Here is a 17,367-nt window from a genome sequence, read left to right as displayed (position 1 = left end):
TCAATACTTGCCTGTTAAGCTTGTGCTTCTGTTATATAATTAAATAAATAACGTAGCGTTTGGAAGCATAAGGTTATGAAAGAGCTACCCGGCACATTATACACAGCTGAGCAAATTCGTTTACTGGATAAAGCAGCGATTAAAGACGCGGGCATTCCCGGTTTTACTTTGATGAAGCGGGCAGGGCGGGCGGTGTTCGTCGAAATACAGAAACGCTGGCCAGATATAAAAACGCTCAGCGTGTTATGTGGCGGTGGTAATAATGGCGGTGATGGCTTTGTAGTAGCGGCACTTGCGCGTCAAAAAGGCTATGCAGTGCAAGCCTTGTATGTGGGAGCAGATGACTTTGCTGCTCAGTTACGGGGTGAAGCAAGGGAAGCGTGGTTATGGGCCAGCAGCGAGGGTGTCAGATTTCAATCATTTAACGCAGATGAGCCGCTGGTGGGTGATGTGATTGTTGATGCCTTGTTAGGAACAGGTTTAACAGGTGATGTGCGGGGCGTGTTTCAGCAAGCTATTAGAGCAATAAACCGACGAGTCCGTCCGGTTATTGCCATCGATATACCGTCAGGGCTTTGTTCTGATACCGGAAAAGTTTTAGGGGTCGCGGTTAAGTCTGATGTGACTGTTACCTTTATCGGTTTGAAGCAGGGGTTATTTATGCATCAGGCCGTGGAACACGTGGGAGAACTGGTGTTTGATGCTCTGCATATTCCTGAATCAGTTTATGAACAGGTTTCCATCAGTGCTTTTCGTGTCGGTGCTGATGATGTTTTGGAGTGTTTGCCTGCACGTTCCAGGGCCTCCCATAAAGGATCGTTCGGCCATTTGCTGGTGATTGGTGGCGATCATGGCATGGGTGGTGCCGCCATTATGGCAGCAGAAGCAGCGCTGTTCTGTGGTGCCGGAAAAGTAACACTGGCAACGCGCTCTGAGCATATCACGGCATCGCTATGCCGATGCCCGGAAGTGATGGTGCGCGGTGTTGAGTACGGAAGTGATTTGTTGTCCTTGATTGCACAAGCTGATGTGATCGTGTTTGGTCCAGGCTTAGGGCAGAATGCCTGGGCGGATCAATTATTACAGGGCATCTGGAACGCTGATCTGCCCACGGTTGTGGATGCTGATGGGCTTAATATTTTATTGAAAAAAGGCCGTTTTCAGCACTTGTCACGTAAAGACTGGATTTTGACGCCTCATCCGGGTGAAGCCGCGCGGTTGTTGGAGGTCGATATTACGATGCTACAACAGGATCGAATCAGCAGTGCCAGAGCATTACAGGCAGCATCGGGTGGTACGGTTGTGTTAAAAGGGCCGGGTACATTAATCACTGATGGTGATGTGATGCATTTATGCAGTGCGGGTAATCCGGGTATGGCTTCTGGCGGTATGGGTGATGTGCTCTCTGGGCTGATAGGTGCTTTGCTTGCGCAGAAGTTGAGTCCGGTTGATGCTGCACGCATTGGTGTATATGCTCATTCTTTTGCGGCAGATCTTTGTGCGGCCAATACAGGTGAGCGAGGCTTAAAAGCGACAGACCTTATCTCTTATGTTAGATTGATTTTAAATGGAAAAGTGTAAGTTCAATGCAACAACATTATTTTGCAAAAGATGAAACCGCTATGGAATTATTTGGAGCGGCGCTGTTATCTGCGATGCAGCATCAGGGTGTGGTGTATCTTGTCGGCGATCTCGGTACGGGTAAAACGACGTTAAGCCGTGGAGTTATTCGTGCAGCGGGCCATCAGGGAACGGTTAAAAGCCCGACCTATACACTGGTAGAGCCTTATGAGCTGGATTCAGGTACGATTTATCATTTTGATCTGTATCGTTTAATAGACCCCGAGGAACTGGAATTTTTGGGTATCCGTGATTATTTCACGGAAGATTCTTTGTGTTTGGTTGAATGGCCAGATAAAGGTGAAGGGCTATTGCCGGGTGCTGATATGGACGTGTATTTGGACGTGCAGGGAGAGGGACGTTCTATTCGCTGGGGCGCGAATACTCAAAAAGGGCATCAAGCGGCCGATATCTTATATCAACAGCTTATTTCAGCCGCTATTTAATGAATATAAAAGGTATCCGACTGGCCTGATATGATTTCTTATACAATAAAATTTACAGGGCGCATTCTTTTGCTTGCCGGCATGTTATTTGCTGCGGGCTCTGTCTCGGCTGCTGATATTAATAATGTCCGTATGTGGCTGGCGCCGGACAATACTCGCCTTGTTTTTGATCTGACAGGTCCTGTCTCACATAAAATATTCTCCTTGAATAATCCTGATCGATTGGTGTTGGATATTAATGATACGACACTAAGAACCCGATTATCTAAGCTGGATTTAAAAGGCAGCCCTGTTGATAAAATTCGCACCAGTGTTAAGGGCAGTGATTTACGGGTTGTGCTGGATTTAAATCAAGGCATTCGGCCGCGGAGTTTTGATTTAAAACCCAATGCTCAATACGGACATCGTTTGGTGCTGGATCTCTTTAATGTCGAAAAAGAGACGGTGGTGAAAACCGCCATTCCTGATCCGAAGGGTGACAAGTTACGTAATATTGTTATTGCGATTGATGCCGGTCACGGTGGTGAAGATCCCGGTGCTATTGGTGTAGGGCGTGTGCGAGAGAAAGATGTTGTTCTTGAAATTGCAAAAGAAGTGAAGCGCCTCATCGATAAAGAAAAAGGTTTTACGGCAGAGTTGGTGCGCTCGGGTGATTATTACATCAGTCTCAGAGGCAGAACCAAAGCAGCGAGAAAGAAAAGCGCCGATTTATTTATCTCGATTCATGCCGATGCGTTTAAAGATTCACGCGCAAGAGGCGCTTCTGTTTGGGTGCTCTCAAACCGTGGTGCAACCAGTGAAGTGGGTCGCTGGCTGGCACAAAAAGAAAACAGTGCTGATTGGATTGGTGGTGTAGGAAGTGTCAGTCTTGAAGATAAAGACGATATTTTAGCGGGCGTGCTACTTGATATGTCAATGACGGCGAGCCGTTCTGATAGTCTGCAAATTGCTAGTAAAATACATAGTAATGTAGGAAAGTTCGCCAAAATGCATAAATCTAGGGTGGAAAGTGCGGGTTTTATTGTGTTGAAATCACCCGATATGCCGTCTATTCTGGTGGAAACCGGCTTTATTTCTAATCCTCATGAAGCGAGACAGCTTAAAACAGTGGCTTATCAGCAAAAAATGGCACGGGCTATTTCTGAAGGTATTAAATCCCACTTCTGGAATAAACCGCCAGCGTATACTTTCGTTGCTTACGAAAAAAATGGCGGATACAAACAAGCAGGTCAGCGTGAATATCAGGTGGTGAGTGGTGATACTCTTTCTGTTATTGCGTCACGGCATGGCGTCGCTTTACAGGTATTGCGCAAAACAAATGATATCAAGGGTGATACCATTCGTATTGGTCAGGTTTTGCGTATTCCCACCAGTTAATCCTCCAGCGATTTTTGTAAACAGTTTCAACGCCGCTTTACAAAAGACTTATTAAAAAGAATCAGCAAAAAGCATTATTAGAAAGAGTCCTCATGTCACAAATACATCTTTTGTCGCCACGCCTTGCTAACCAGATTGCTGCAGGCGAGGTGGTTGAACGTCCTGCTTCAGTGGTTAAGGAATTATTGGAAAATAGTCTGGATGCCGGTGCTACGCGCCTTGAGGTAGATATTGAACAAGCGGGTATTAAGCTTATTCGTATCAGAGACGACGGAGATGGCATCGAGAAAGATGATTTGCCACTCGCATTGAGCCGTCATGCGACCTCAAAAATCTATGCGCTTGAAGATCTGGAAGCGGTCGCGAGTCTTGGTTTTAGGGGGGAAGCGTTGGCGAGTATTAGTTCGGTGTCACGTTTAACACTCACGTCTCGACGTATAGCCAGTGAGCATGCCTGGCAGGTGCAGACAGAAGGACGGGATATGGAAGCTGCGCTCTCTCCGGCAGCGCACCCGCAGGGTACCACCGTTGAGATGCGTGATCTTTTTTTCAATACACCAGCGCGCCGTAAGTTCCTCAAAACGGAGAATACCGAGTTTAAGCATCTTGACGAAGTCGTTAAAAGACTGGCGTTGAGCCGTTTTGATGTGGCTTTTCAGCTGAAACATAACAGCCGTATCATTCATCAATTAAAGCCAGCGATGTTGCAGGCCGACCAGGAACGACGTGTTGCGGCCGTGTGTGGGCCTGCTTTTGTCGAGCAGTCCTTACGTGTCGATATGAATGCAGAAGCGTCTGGTTTAACGCTGAAGGGCTGGATTGGTTTGCCTACGTTTTCCCGAAGTCAGGCAGATCTTCAGTATTTTTTTGTTAATGGACGCATGATCCGCGACAAGCTAGTGACGCATGCGGTGCGTCAGGCCTATGCGGATGTGCTGTTTCATGGTCGACATCCGGCGTATGTGCTTTACCTTGAACTTGACCCCGCGCTGGTGGATGTAAATGTGCACCCTACTAAACATGAAGTGCGGTTCCGGGAAGGGCGTTTGGTCCATGATTTTATCTTTCGTTCAATACATCGGGTGATTGGTGATGTGCGTCCGGACGCCTCCAGTGTGCCTGCTTTACAAGAATTAACTTCGGTTGCGGAGCCAGCGGAGCAGCGATTTGATCAGCAATATATGCCGTTGCATCAGGCGCGTGAAGCCACAGGAGTTACTGAGCAGATAGCTTCTTATGGGCAGCTACACCAGAACAGGTCTTTTCCGTCCGCATCGTCTGGCGGTTTTGCCGGGCGTGGTATTGCCTCTCAAGGGATAGCGGTAGCTGAAGAGACCGGTGAGATTCTTCCGTTGGGCTATGCTGTGGCACAGTTGCATGGTGTTTATATATTGGCGCAGAATCGAGAAGGGTTGGTGTTGGTAGATATGCATGCTGCCCATGAACGTATTGTCTATGAACGACTTAAATTAGCGTGCCAGGCTGAGGGTGTGCGCAGTCAGCCGTTGTTGGTGCCCGTTAGTGTGGCGTTAAGCGTTCGGGAGGCTGATGCCGCAGAGGAATTTGATGCGGTATTTAAAAAATTGGGATTTGAGCTGGCCCGCATGGGTGAGGAAACTATTGTTATTCGTCAGATCCCGGTCACGTTAGCTAAAGCCAATGTTGAGCAGCTGTTACGTGATGTGTTATCCGATATGCTGATGTTTGGCAGTAGTCGTCGTTTGGAGGAGCATATGAACGAGTTACTGGGGACCATGGCTTGTCATGGCGCGGTCAGAGCGAATCGTCAATTGACGCTACCTGAAATGAATGGGCTGTTGCGGGATATGGAAGCGACAGAACGCAGTGGACAATGCAATCATGGTCGACCAACGTGGACGCAGCTGAGTATGGCTGAATTGGATAAATTATTTATGAGAGGCCAATAAATGGCGCAGACTCATATGCCGCCTGCTATTTTTTTGATGGGCCCTACGGCTGCAGGAAAAACGGATTTGGCGTTGCGCCTTACCGAAGTGTTGCCTTGCGATATTATCAGTGTGGACTCGGCGTTGATTTATAAAGGTATGGATATTGGTACGGCTAAACCTGATGTGGATACGCTGGCTAAATATCCGCACCGACTAGTCAATATTATGGATCCCTCTGAGAGTTATTCAGCGGCACAGTTCAGGCATGACGCGTTAAAAGAGATGGCCGCGATTACCGCCGCCGGGCGTATTCCATTGCTGGTCGGCGGTACTATGATGTATTACAACGCCTTAGTTAAGGGGTTGGCTAATTTGCCTGAGGCGAATGCTGAGGTGCGGCAGCAGTTGTTTGAATGGGCGGAAAAGGAAGGATGGCCAGCGTTGCATGCTCGCTTGGCAGAGGTGGATCCAGCGTCGGCACAGCGCTTGGCGCCGAATGACTCGCAGCGCTTGCAACGCGCGCTAGAGGTCCATCAACTCACTGGGCGCACATTAACAGATTTGTGGGCTGAGCAGAAAAACCAGAGTTTGCCTTATAATGTCGTTAATCTGGCGATTATGCCTGCCGAGCGTAGAACGTTGCATGAGCGTATTGCGTTGCGCTATCGTATGATGTTGGATGAAGGATTGGTTGATGAGGTTCGCCATCTTTATGAAAGAGGGGATCTCAATCCGCAGATGCCTTCTGTGAGATGTGTCGGCTATCGTCAGGTGTGGTCTTATCTTGACGGTGATTGGGATTATCCGACAATGATTGATAAAGGCATTATAGCAACCCGGCAGCTCGCAAAAAGGCAGGTAACCTGGCTGCGAAGTTGGGAAAATTTACACTGGCTGATGAGCGAAGATAAAGATATTCTTAAACACAGCTTGAAATTGTTAGATTCAGCCATTATATAATGCGATAGTTATACAGTTTTGGTGCTGTGCACAAATATGGTCATAATTTCTTAAAGAATTAATGGTCTAACATAATAATGAGATATTCATCAGGAAGGAGTTTCCAATGTCAAAAGGGCAGTCTTTACAAGACCCTTATCTAAACGTTCTACGTAAAGAACGTGTTCCCGTTTCGATTTTTTTGGTAAACGGTATTAAGCTGCAAGGCCAAATTGAGTCTTTTGATCAGTTTGTCATTCTGCTGAAAAACACTGTAAGCCAGATGGTTTATAAACACGCGATTTCTACCGTTGTACCGTCACGCCCGGTTAAGCTACCGCAGCCTGATGAAGTACAACCTGAAGAGGTATAAACGGATTGTTTTTTGAACGTCCAGAGTCTGGTGAAAAAGCTATTCTCGTCCATATGGATATGTCGGCGAAGGCTATCCAGGAATCCCCGCGCGAGCTCGAAGAGCTCGCTTTATCTGCCGGAGCTGACCCTGTTGAAATATTAACGGGAAGCCGTCATAAGCCTACCGCCAAATTTTTTATAGGTACTGGGAAACTTGAAGAATTAAGGCAGCTTATTCAGCTGCATGAAGCTGAACTGGTTATTTTCAATCATTCTTTGACGCCGGCTCAGGAAAGAAACATTGAACGTGTTATTCAATGTCGGGTGCTGGATCGCACGGGTCTGATATTGGATATCTTTGCACAGCGCGCGCGGACTCATGAAGGTAAGTTGCAGGTTGAACTGGCGCAATTAGAGCATTCTTCCACGCGTTTGATCCGTGGTTGGACACATCTGGAGCGTCAGAAAGGCGGCATAGGTCTACGTGGTCCTGGTGAAACTCAGCTTGAGAGTGATCGACGCTTGTTAAGAGCGCGGGTTAAAACTATTCTTGCTCGTTTGGCAAAAGTTCAGATGCAGCGAGAGCAGGGCAGGCGTTCAAGGCAGCGTGCTGCAGTACCCACCATCGCATTGGTTGGCTACACTAATGCCGGTAAATCCTCATTATTTAATAAAATGACAGATGCTGATGTGTTCGTGGCAAACCAATTATTTGCCACGCTTGATCCTACTTTGCGTAAGATTGAGCTAGATGACGTGGGCCCGGCGATATTAGCTGATACGGTTGGATTTATTCGTCATTTACCACATAAGTTGGTGCAGTCTTTTCGAGCCACTTTGTTGGAAACGACGGAGGCCACACTGTTATTGCATGTTATTGATGCCTGTGATGATGAGCGACAGGGGCATATCGAAGAAGTTGAACGCGTACTGAAAGAGATTGGTGCTGATAAAGTGCCGTTGTTGCAAGTCTATAATAAAATAGATTTGATGCCGGGGCAGAAAGCGAGAATTGATCGTAATAGCGACGGCGAGCCAGTACGTATCTGGTTATCAGCGGTGTCCGAAGAAGGTGTCGATTTGTTATTGGCGGCGGTAAATGAGCGGCTGTCTGATGATGTTTTTCACGATACAATTCATTTGAAACCGAAGGACGGGCAGTTACGAGCGCATCTTTATGCTCAGAACGCGGTATTGAATGAAAGTATCGATGAGCATGGAGATATGCAGTTGGAAGTGCGTATGCAGCGTAAAGATTTACTGCAAACGTTAAGCAGACTGGGTATGGCAACTGAACAATATCGTGTGGAAGAGGTCTATTAGAGGCTTTCACACAGATTTTCTTGAATTTTAGATTTACAACGGAGAACTATATGGCTTGGAATGAGCCTGGCGGCAATGGTGATAATCAGGATCCTTGGGGTGGCGGTGATAATCGCAACAACAAAGGTAATCGTGGTAAAGATCAGGGGCCACCAGATCTAGATGAGGCACTGCGTAAATTACAGGACCGACTAAACGATCTGTTTGGTGGCTCTGGTAAGAAACGTGGCGGCGGCGATGGTGGAGGTTCTTCTACGGGTAGTGGCGGTCCTTTTATCCTGGTTGTGCTTGCCGTTGCTATGCTTGCATGGGGTGGTATGGGTTTCTATACCGTTGATCAGCAAGAGCGGGGAGTGGTGCTGCGTTTGGGTAAATTTCTCGAAACGGTTGGGCCTGGTTTGCAGTGGAATCCGCCTATGATTGATGATGTCATGGTGGTAAACACTACGCGAGTACGTAGCCATGAGCATCAGGCGTTGATGCTAACTGAAGATGAAAATATTGTTGATGTCGCGATGGCTGCTCAATATGTTGTCGCTGATCCAAAAGGCTATAAGTTAAGTGTCCGTGATCCAGATGGTAGCTTGTCAAATGCTGCAGAGTCAGCATTGCGTCATGTGGTGGGCTCATCTGAAATGCACTCGATCCTTACTGAAGGTCGTGAGGCGTTAGCGATTCAGGTCCAGGAGCGTTTGCAGCGCTACATGCTTGATTACAATACCGGCATCTCTATAACGCAGGTGAATATTAAAAATGCACAGGCGCCTAGTCAGGTTCAGGATGCATTTGATGATGTCATCAAGGCGCGAGAAGATGAGCAGCGGGTGAAAAACGAAGCTCAGACATATGCAAACGGTATTGTTCCTGAAGCGCGTGGTAAAGCGCAGCGTATGCTTGAAGAAGCGAGTGCTTATCGTCAGCAGGTTGTTTCCAAGGCAGAGGGTGAGTCTAGTCGTTTTTCTGCATTGCAGGCTGAATATGCAAAAGCCCCCAAGGTTACCCGCGAGCGTCTGTATTTAGATAGTATGCAGGAAGTCTTGGCAAGTAATCCCAAGGTGTTGATTGATGTCGAAGGCGGTAATAACATGATGTATCTGCCGGTTGATAAATTAATTCAGAACAGTCAATCAGCAACAGTTAATCAGCGTAACCTGCGTTTAGATGAGCAGTCATTGAGAGATGTTACCAATCAGGTCGTTGATCAGATCAAGCAAAATCAGACAACAACCCGCAGGGAGGGCAGATAATGGGTAGTAAATCACTATTTTCACTCATTCTGGCAGGTATAGTTGTACTTGTTGCATCTAAATCTGTTTACATCGTCAAGGAAACTGAGCGCGCTGTTAAATTACAGTTCGGTGAAATCGTTGAGCCTGATGTAAAGCCTGGTTTAAGTTTTAAAATTCCGTTTGTTAATACCGTACGTATTTTTGACGGACGTATCCTTACGTTAGATACTCGTCCACAGTCTTATCTGACCATTGAAAAAAAGCGTCTTATTGTTGATTCTTTTTTAAAGTGGAAAATTAATAGTGTTGAAACCTACTATACGGCAACATCTGGCGATGAATTCAGAGCGGCAGACCTGCTTTCAGCCCGTGTAGAAAATGAGCTGCGAAATCAGTTTGGTGCGCGTACCTTAAATGAAGTTGTTTCAGGTGAGCGTGATGAAGTAATGGCAGAGGTTATCAGACGTCTGAATGAAGTTGCTTCAAAAGAACTGGGTATCAGTATCATTGATGTGCGCGTTAAGCGAGTTGAACTTCCACCAGAAGTATCGAGCTCGGTATATCAGAGGATGCGTACGGAGCGTGAACGCGAAGCGCGTGAATTACGCTCGCGAGGTTTTGAGCTGGCTGAGGGTATAAGAGCAGACGCGGATCGCCAAAAAACTGTGTTAGTAGCAGAAGCGTACCGTGAATCAGAAGAACAGCGAGGTACAGGTGACGCCTTGGCTGCTTCTATCTATGCTAAAGCTTATAATCAGGATGCTGAGTTCTATTCATTCACGCGTAGTCTCAAAGCTTATAAAGAAGCCTTTTCAGGTAACGGTGATATTATGTTGCTGAAACCGGATAGTGAGTTCTTTAAATACTTATCGAACCCTATGGGTACCGCGAAATAGTATAAAGTTGCAGTATAAAATTGGATTGACTGCACTTTGTCAGTGATTCCATGTTAAAATCTTAAAAACCGAGCCTAGTCTCGGTTTTTTTATGTGAAGTGTAGTTGGTGTTGATGTCATCAGAGTTTTGGTATGAAATTGCAATAGCTTTCTGTTTGGTGATGGTTCTGGAAGGAGTGTTACCCTTTCTCTATCCTGGTCGATGGCGAGGTATGGTAGAGCAACTTGCTAATATTGATGACCGCACATTACGAATTATCGGTTTGCTCAGTATGCTAACAGGCATATTGGGTCTCTATTTGATTCATTGATAACAGGTACTGGAGTTTTACATGGCATTGGCTGATCGCTGGTTGCTTCCTGATGGCGTTAAAGAAATGTTGCCGTCGAGCGCGCGTCAGGTTGAGGCGTTACGCCGTAAGCTATTGGATTTATACGATAGCTGGGGCTATGACTTGGTGATGCCGCCCTTGATGGAGCATTTCGAATCGCTTCTCACAGGGGGGGGGAAAGATCTGGAGCTAAATACATTTAAGTTGGTAGATCAGTTAACTGGACGTACCTTGGGAATTCGTGCTGATATAACACCTCAGGTTGCAAGAATAGATGCTCACCGGATGCATGTCGAAGGGGCGAACAGGCTTTGTTATTGTGGTTCTGTTTTGCATACCCGCTCTGCAAATATGCTGGCGTCCCGTAATCCGTTACAAGTTGGCGCTGAGCTTTATGGTCATGCTGGGATTGAAAGTGATATTGAAGTCATCTCGCTGATGCTGGAAACGCTTTATGCATCAGGTTTGCAGGATGAATTAACCCTGGACCTGGGACACGTGGGTATTTTTCAGGGGTTGATTGCTGAAGCGGGTCTTGATTCTGCTGTGGCTGGGCAATATATGGAATTATTGCAGCGTAAGGCGCTACCTGAGTTAGCTGAGTTCTTAAGCGTGCTGGAGGCAGATGAACATCTTATAGGCCTCCTTGCCGCCTTGCCGAAATTAAACGGCGGCCTTGAAGTTCTGGCGAAAGCCAGGGATGTTTTCGCAGGGAGCAGTGATAGCATATTAGATGCAGTCGCTTATCTTGAGCAGTTGGCAAGTATGATTAAGCAGCGTTACCCTGCAGTAGATTTGTATTTTGATTTGGGTGAGTTGCGTGGTTATAACTACCACACAGGCGTTGTTTTTTCCGCGTTAACGCCGGTGTTTGGTCAGGCTATTGCGAAAGGTGGCCGTTATGATGCCATAGGTAAAGATTTTGGTCGTGCGCGTCCGGCAACGGGCTTTAGTGCAGACCTGAAAACATTGGCGTATCTTATTGCTAATGTGAACGGAAGTACAAGAAGAGGTGTTCTTGCTCCAGAGAGTGATGATGCTCAGCTGATGCGGAAAATTGCCGATTTGCGATCTCATGGAATGAGGGTTGTGCAGCAGTTGCCCGGTGATACGGTTGCTGATGTGTCGACTTATAGCCAGAAGCTGGTTAAGCAGGGTGAAGAGTGGGTCATAACGGCTCTGTAATCACATACGATTAACGTTAATAAACTAGAGACAGCAATGGGCAAGAACGTAGTTGTTTTAGGCACTCAGTGGGGCGATGAAGGCAAGGGTAAAATTGTCGATTTGCTGACTGAGCAGGTATCAGCAGTTGTGCGTTTTCAAGGCGGACACAATGCTGGGCATGCATTAGTCATTGACGGCAAGAAAACCGTTCTACACTTAATACCTTCCGGTGTTCTGCGTGAAAAAGTTTTGTGCCTGATTGGTAACGGCGTAGTGCTGTCTCCTGAGGCTTTATTGAAAGAAATTCGTGGCCTTGAAGAGGCTGGCGTACCTGTACGCGAGCGCTTGAGGCTGAGTCCTGCATGTCCGTTGATTCTGCCATGTCATGTTGCGCTGGATCAGGCTCGTGAGGCAGCGCGCGGCGATGCGAAAATTGGTACTACAGGGCGCGGTATCGGACCTGCTTATGAAGATAAGGTGGCGCGTCGCAGTTTGCGCCTCGCTGATCTGATGAATGCCGAGCGTTTTGAAACAAAACTTCGTGAAGTAATGAAATATCATAATTTCGTCCTGAAGAATTATTATCAGGCGGAAGAAGTTGATATTGACAAGATGCTGGCAGAAGCGCTTGAGCAGGCAGAGCAGCTACGTCCTTTAGTCGCTGATGTTACTGCTATTCTTCACAGGATGCGTAAAAACGGCGAAAGCATCATGTTTGAAGGTGCTCAGGGTTCGTTGCTGGATATTGATCACGGTACATATCCTTATGTAACCTCGTCTAATACTACGGCGGGCGGTGTGTCGACAGGTTCTGGTTTTGGTCCTCTTTATCTGGATTATATTCTGGGTATTACCAAAGCATATACGACACGTGTTGGTGGTGGTCCATTCCCGACAGAACTGGGCTGTGAAATCGGTCAGCGTTTGGCTGAGCGCGGTCATGAATTTGGTTCGACAACGGGTCGTTCGCGTCGTTGCGGATGGTTTGATGCGGTCGCTTTGCAGCATGCGATTCAGATTAACTCTATTTCGGGTATCTGTCTGACTAAGCTTGATGTTCTTGATGGGCTTGATGTTATCAAAGTGTGTATCGGTTATCGCGATGCTGCTGGGGATATTGTTGAGACTCTGACGGGTAGTGAAGACTATGAAGCGATTCAGCCTGTCTACGAAGAGCTTCCTGGTTGGACGCAGTCGACTATCGGTGTGCAGGCGTTAGCTGAATTGCCGGTTGAAGCGCGGAATTACATTAAGCGTCTGGAAGAGCTGTTGGATACGCCGGTCGATATCGTCTCTACGGGTCCTGATCGTATCGAGACTATTGTGTTGAGAGATCCTTTTACTGTGTAATAACTCAGTAAATGTAAAAAAACCGGCTTACGCCGGTTTTTTTATTGCCAAAAATCAGGCGTCTTCAAGCGCCGGTTGGATGGCTTTTAATAGTGCTTTAAATAGTTTGGCGTTTCCGGCGACGGTATTGCCGGTTTTACGGAAATCGTTGCCGCCCCGGAAATCGCCGAGCAGACCGCCGGACTCCTGGATAAGCAGAGCGCCAGCATTCAGGATGTCTGGTCGAATGCCGATTTGTAAAAAACCATCCATACGTCCAGCTGCCGTATATGCCATGTTAAGAGCAACGGATCCGTTGTTATGTAAGATGCCGTCGGCGCTTTGTATTTGGGACATAATAAGTTTGAATGTTTCAAACTGGGCTTTTTCGGTACGACTGTTCAAAAAGCTCGAGCAAATGACAGCCTGTTCAAGCGTGCGTTTATTGCTGACGCGCAGGCGCTTGCCGTTCAGGTGCGCGCCGTTACCGCGGCTAGCCGTAAACTCTTCGCCAGTAATGGGGTTAAGAATAAGTGCGTGCTCAAGTCGGCCTTTTATTTCGGCGGACAGGCAAATAGCAAACACAGGTAATCCATTGGAGAAATTGGAAATGCTGTCAATGGGATTGACGTGCCATGTAACATCCGATTTTTCCTCTAGCGATTTGTATTCGCCAGAGAACTCGCCTATCAGCGAATGAGCTGGATAAGCTTTTTGGATAGAATAAGCAATCGTCTGTTCCGCTTTAGTTGCTGTTTCATTTAGGAAGTCGCTGATGCTGGATTGTTCTGATTTTATCAGGTCAATTCGTTCAGCAGAGCGTGCAATCTGTTCGCCAGCGATGCGCGCAGCACGAAGGGCTATATTTAACATGGGTTGCATTAGTATTTGGGCTCAGTCTGGATAGCAAAGCACAATTATACAAAAGCTAGCCCTCTGACAGAACACTTAAGTGTCATTCTGTTAAACTATTAGTCGATTTATATGTGAAGTTGGTTATGAAATTAGAAAATATTCGTATTGTTCTCGTAAATACATCACATCCTGGCAATATTGGCGGTGTGGCTCGTGCTATGAAAAATATGGGTCTGAGTGATCTTTCTCTTGTGGTACCCCGAATTTTCCCCTCTGGAGAGGCGGATGCGCGTGCCGCTGGTGCCGCTGATATTCTTCAGTCGGCAGTCGTAGTAAGTTCTCTTGAGGAGGCAATTGCTGATGTACATTTAGTTGTTGGTGCGAGTGCAAGAGAGAGAAATATTCCCTGGCCTATTATGGATCCTCATGAGTTGGCTGGTGTGGCTGCATCAGTGGCTGTCGATCAAAAAATAGCGATTGTTTTTGGACGGGAAGATCGGGGTTTGACTAATGATGAGTTACAGTTATGTCATCATCATGTCCATATTCCTTCGGTTGAAGGTTTTAGTTCATTGAATCTTGCCGCTGCTGTACAGGTTATTGCTTATGAGTTACGTATGGCTCAGCTAAAGCAGGCTGACAGTCAGGCACAAGCGCCACAATGGGGTACTGATTGGGATATTGAGCTTGCTGAGCATAGGGAGCTTGAATTGATGTTTGAGCATCTTGAGAAAATGTTGGTAGATATTGATTTTCTCGACCCTGAGAACCCGCGGCAGTTGATGCCCAGGTTGAGGCGTTTATTTCAGCGCGCCGTTCCCGATAAGGTTGAGGTGAATGTCTTGCGTGGAATATTAAGTCATATTCAGAAAAAGAATGATCTCAATCAGAATTGAAGTAAACCGGCTGTTTATGATTACGGACTTTGCTTTATAAAAGTGATAAATTGCAGCGCCTGAGTTGTCTATACCCTACTTAAATGCTCGGATAAATACTTGACTAATTTTGTAGGTTAAAACATACTATATTCCAAGATTCAGAATGAATGGCGGGAGTCTATGCGACTGACAACTAAAGGGCGTTACGCTGTAACAGCCATGCTTGATCTGGCGCTACATGAGGGCCAAGGCCCTATTAGCTTGGCGGATATTTCTGAGCGACAGGGTATTTCATTATCCTATTTAGAGCAGTTGTTTGCGAAACTGCGTAGGAATACTTTGGTTAAAAGCGTCAGGGGGCCTGGTGGTGGTTATCAGCTTAATCACGATAAGCAGGCTATTAGTGTTGCTCAGGTTGTTGATGCCGTAAATGAATCGGTGGAAGCGACTGGATGCGCTCGTCAGGGTGATTGTCAAAGTGGTGAGACTTGTCTGACTCATCATTTGTGGTGTGATTTAAGTGATCAGATACACTCTTTCTTGCATGGCATTTCGCTGGCAGACCTGGTGTTAAGAAAAGATGTAAAAGATGTGGCGAATAGACAAGATCGTCGTCACGGTAGTCAGGTATTCTTGACTACAGCAGACTCTTTGCTGGCTGATAAAGCCGCTGTATAAAATGTGTTGGAGCTAAAGAATGAAATTACCTATCTATTTTGATTACTCAGCAACTACTCCTGTTGATCCGCGTGTGGCGGAAAAAATGGTGGCGTGCCTCACGTTGGACGGTAATTTTGGTAATCCTGCTTCCCGTTCACATGTGTTTGGTTGGAAGGCAGAAGACGCAGTAGAAACGGCTCGTAAGCAGGTTGCTGATCTTTTGAATGCAGACCCTCGTGAGATTGTCTGGACATCGGGAGCTACTGAGTCCGATAACCTTGCTATTAAGGGTGTTGCACACTTTTACCATAAGAAGGGTAAGCATATTATCACCTCCAAAATCGAGCATAAGGCTGTACTGGATTCGTGCCGTCAGTTGGAGCGTGAAGGTTTTGAAGTGACTTACCTTGAGCCTGATACTGAAGGTTTAATTCATCCCGAAGCTGTTGCTGATGCTATCCGGGAAGATACAATATTAGTTTCTTTGATGCATGTGAACAACGAGATCGGTACGATTACTGATATCGCTGCCATTGGCGAAATCACACGTGCTAAAGGCGTAATTTTTCATGTCGACGCGGCGCAAAGCGCTGGTAAAGTTGAAATTGATATGGAAAAAGAGAAAGTAGATCTTATGTCGGTTTGTGCGCATAAAATCTACGGACCTAAAGGCGTTGGCGCGCTTTATGTACGACGTAAGCCGCGTATTCGTCTTGAAGCAATGATACATGGTGGTGGTCATGAGCGTGGTATGCGTTCGGGTACGCTACCAACACATCAGATTGTCGGCATGGGTGAATCCTTTCGTTTAGCGAAAGAAGAGTTAGCAGTTGATAATACTCACATGTTGGCTTTGCGTAACCGTTTGTGGGAAGGCCTGAAGGATATGGAAGAAGTTCATATTAATGGCTCATTTGTACAGCGTGTTCCTGCCAATCTGAATATTAGTTTTGCCTTTGTTGAAGGTGAGTCTTTATTGATGTCGCTGAAAGACTTAGCGGTATCTTCAGGCTCTGCGTGTACTTCAGCCAGTCTTGAGCCTTCTTACGTGTTACGCGCATTGGGCTTGAGTGATGAATTGGCGCATAGTTCTATTCGCTTCTCGTTTGGTCGTTTTTCGACTGAAGAAGAAATAGATCACGCGATCGGACAGCTTAAAACTGCAGTGAATAAGCTTCGAGAGTTATCACCATTGTGGGATATGTATAAAGACGGTGTGGATTTAAGCAAAGTTGAGTGGGCTCACCACTAAAATATTGCTGGCACTAATTGGAGAACGACATGGCTTATAGTGAAGAAGTACTCGAACATTACGAAAACCCACGTAATGTGGGTAAAATGGATGACAGCGATATTCATATTGGCACCGGTATGGTGGGCGCGCCCGCTTGTGGCGATGTGATGCGTCTGCAGATTAAGGTTAATGATGATGGTATTATCGAAGATGCTAAATTTAAGACCTATGGTTGCGGATCAGCTATCGCATCTAGCTCGCTTGTAACTGAGTGGGTAAAAGGCATGACGCTTGATCAAGCTGCTGCATTGAAAAATACACAGATTGCTGAGCAATTAGCACTGCCTCCTGTGAAAATTCATTGTTCAGTTTTGGCAGAAGATGCCATTAAAGCGGCCGTTGAGGATTATAAGAAAAAGCAGTCTGTTTAAAGGTCTGCTGTTGAATTAACTGGTTATACATATGTATAACCAGTGGGAAGAGATTATGGCAATTACAATGACACCTGCGGCCATCAAACATGTGGCTGGTTACATTCAAAAACGTGGCAGTGGCTTCGGTATTCGTGTCGCTGTGAGGACGTCTGGTTGCTCAGGTATGGCTTATGTGCTTGAATTTGTTGACCAGAAAGAGCCAGAAGATGAGACTTTTGAGATGGATGGTGGCGTGAAAATTGTCATTGATCCAAAAAGCCTGGCTTATCTGGATGGTACAGAGCTAGATTTTGTGAAAGAAGGCTTGAACGAAGGATTTGCATTTAATAATCCTAATGTGCGCAGCGAGTGTGGCTGTGGTGAAAGCTTTAACGTTTAGCTGTT

General features: G+C 46.4%; 18 protein-coding genes. 17 read left to right on the top strand and 1 reads right to left on the bottom strand.

Translation table 11 applies throughout. From position 1 onward, the window contains the following. Positions 1–75 precede the first annotated feature (75 nt). The 12 genes from Nant_RS09360 to Nant_RS09305 all read left to right on the top strand — a co-directional run bounded on the left by Nant_RS09360 (position 76) and on the right by Nant_RS09305 (position 12,943). Positions 76–1,581, top strand: coding sequence for a bifunctional ADP-dependent NAD(P)H-hydrate dehydratase/NAD(P)H-hydrate epimerase (locus Nant_RS09360; protein ID WP_054341385.1), 1,506 nt, complete (start codon positions 76–78; stop codon positions 1,579–1,581). A 5-nt stretch (positions 1,582–1,586) separates the two neighbouring features. Beyond that, the gene (tsaE, locus tag Nant_RS09355) at positions 1,587–2,066 is read left to right on the top strand and encodes a tRNA (adenosine(37)-N6)-threonylcarbamoyltransferase complex ATPase subunit type 1 TsaE (protein ID WP_054341384.1); all 480 of its coding nucleotides are present in this window, start codon (positions 1,587–1,589) and stop codon (positions 2,064–2,066) included. A 30-nt stretch (positions 2,067–2,096) separates the two neighbouring features. Then, the gene (locus Nant_RS09350) at positions 2,097–3,443 is read left to right on the top strand and encodes an N-acetylmuramoyl-L-alanine amidase (RefSeq protein WP_082400163.1); all 1,347 of its coding nucleotides are present in this window, start codon (positions 2,097–2,099) and stop codon (positions 3,441–3,443) included. Between the two features lie 92 nt (positions 3,444–3,535). After that, positions 3,536–5,371, top strand: coding sequence for a DNA mismatch repair endonuclease MutL (gene mutL, locus Nant_RS09345; RefSeq protein ID WP_054341383.1), 1,836 nt, complete (start codon positions 3,536–3,538; stop codon positions 5,369–5,371). Beyond that, positions 5,372–6,313 (top strand): tRNA (adenosine(37)-N6)-dimethylallyltransferase MiaA, encoded by a 942-nt coding sequence (miaA, locus tag Nant_RS09340; RefSeq protein ID WP_054341382.1) that lies wholly within the window; start codon positions 5,372–5,374, stop codon positions 6,311–6,313. It begins immediately after the preceding gene. Between the two features lie 106 nt (positions 6,314–6,419). Then, complete coding sequence (hfq, locus tag Nant_RS09335; RefSeq protein WP_054341381.1) at positions 6,420–6,665, top strand: RNA chaperone Hfq; 246 nt, start codon at positions 6,420–6,422, stop codon at positions 6,663–6,665. Between the two features lie 5 nt (positions 6,666–6,670). Next, positions 6,671–7,969, top strand: a complete 1,299-nt coding sequence (gene hflX / locus Nant_RS09330) for a ribosome rescue GTPase HflX (protein WP_054341380.1) — start codon at positions 6,671–6,673, stop codon at positions 7,967–7,969. Positions 7,970–8,019: 50 nt separating this feature from the next. Continuing rightward, a complete protein-coding gene (gene hflK / locus Nant_RS09325; RefSeq protein ID WP_054341379.1) occupies positions 8,020–9,216 on the top strand; it encodes an FtsH protease activity modulator HflK in 1,197 nt (398 codons plus the stop codon). Continuing rightward, entirely contained in the window at positions 9,216–10,094 is an 879-nt protein-coding gene (gene hflC, locus Nant_RS09320; protein ID WP_054341378.1) for a protease modulator HflC, read from the top strand. Before hflK ends, hflC begins: the two co-directional genes overlap by 1 nt. Before the next feature lie 113 nt (positions 10,095–10,207). After that, complete coding sequence (locus Nant_RS09315; protein WP_054341377.1) at positions 10,208–10,405, top strand: DUF2065 domain-containing protein; 198 nt, start codon at positions 10,208–10,210, stop codon at positions 10,403–10,405. Positions 10,406–10,426: 21 nt separating this feature from the next. Further along, positions 10,427–11,611, top strand: a complete 1,185-nt coding sequence (locus Nant_RS09310; protein WP_054341376.1) for an ATP phosphoribosyltransferase regulatory subunit — start codon at positions 10,427–10,429, stop codon at positions 11,609–11,611. A gap of 36 nt (positions 11,612–11,647) precedes the next feature. Further along, positions 11,648–12,943 carry an adenylosuccinate synthase gene (locus Nant_RS09305; RefSeq protein WP_054341375.1) on the top strand — a complete coding sequence of 432 codons (1,296 nt, stop codon included), beginning with the start codon at positions 11,648–11,650 and terminating at the stop codon, positions 12,941–12,943. A gap of 54 nt (positions 12,944–12,997) precedes the next feature. Here Nant_RS09305 and Nant_RS09300 read toward each other — a convergent pair whose 3' ends face one another. Next, positions 12,998–13,795 (bottom strand): inositol monophosphatase family protein, encoded by a 798-nt coding sequence (locus Nant_RS09300; protein WP_082400169.1) that lies wholly within the window; start codon positions 13,793–13,795, stop codon positions 12,998–13,000. A gap of 125 nt (positions 13,796–13,920) precedes the next feature. On the opposite strand from Nant_RS09300, the gene Nant_RS09295 reads away from it, so the two are divergent. The 5 genes from Nant_RS09295 to iscA all read left to right on the top strand — a co-directional run bounded on the left by Nant_RS09295 (position 13,921) and on the right by iscA (position 17,362). Next, complete coding sequence (locus Nant_RS09295) at positions 13,921–14,673, top strand: RNA methyltransferase (protein WP_054341373.1); 753 nt, start codon at positions 13,921–13,923, stop codon at positions 14,671–14,673. Positions 14,674–14,835: 162 nt separating this feature from the next. Then, a complete protein-coding gene (iscR, locus tag Nant_RS09290; RefSeq protein ID WP_054341372.1) occupies positions 14,836–15,333 on the top strand; it encodes a Fe-S cluster assembly transcriptional regulator IscR in 498 nt (165 codons plus the stop codon). 19 nt (positions 15,334–15,352) lie between these two features. Then, on the top strand, positions 15,353–16,567 hold the full coding sequence (locus tag Nant_RS09285; protein ID WP_054341371.1) for an IscS subfamily cysteine desulfurase: 1,215 nt from the start codon (positions 15,353–15,355) through the stop codon (positions 16,565–16,567). Positions 16,568–16,596: 29 nt separating this feature from the next. Then, on the top strand, positions 16,597–16,980 hold the full coding sequence (iscU, locus tag Nant_RS09280; protein ID WP_054341370.1) for a Fe-S cluster assembly scaffold IscU: 384 nt from the start codon (positions 16,597–16,599) through the stop codon (positions 16,978–16,980). A gap of 55 nt (positions 16,981–17,035) precedes the next feature. Beyond that, the gene (gene iscA, locus Nant_RS09275; RefSeq protein ID WP_054341468.1) at positions 17,036–17,362 is read left to right on the top strand and encodes an iron-sulfur cluster assembly protein IscA; all 327 of its coding nucleotides are present in this window, start codon (positions 17,036–17,038) and stop codon (positions 17,360–17,362) included. Positions 17,363–17,367: the final 5 nt, after the last annotated feature.

This window comes from Neptunomonas antarctica, from assembly GCF_001305295.1.
Taxonomy (GTDB): Bacteria; Pseudomonadota; Gammaproteobacteria; order Pseudomonadales; family Balneatricaceae; genus Neptunomonas; species Neptunomonas antarctica.
The sequence above is the reverse complement of the archived record's forward strand: the minus strand, read 5'-3'. Positions and strand labels throughout refer to the sequence as shown.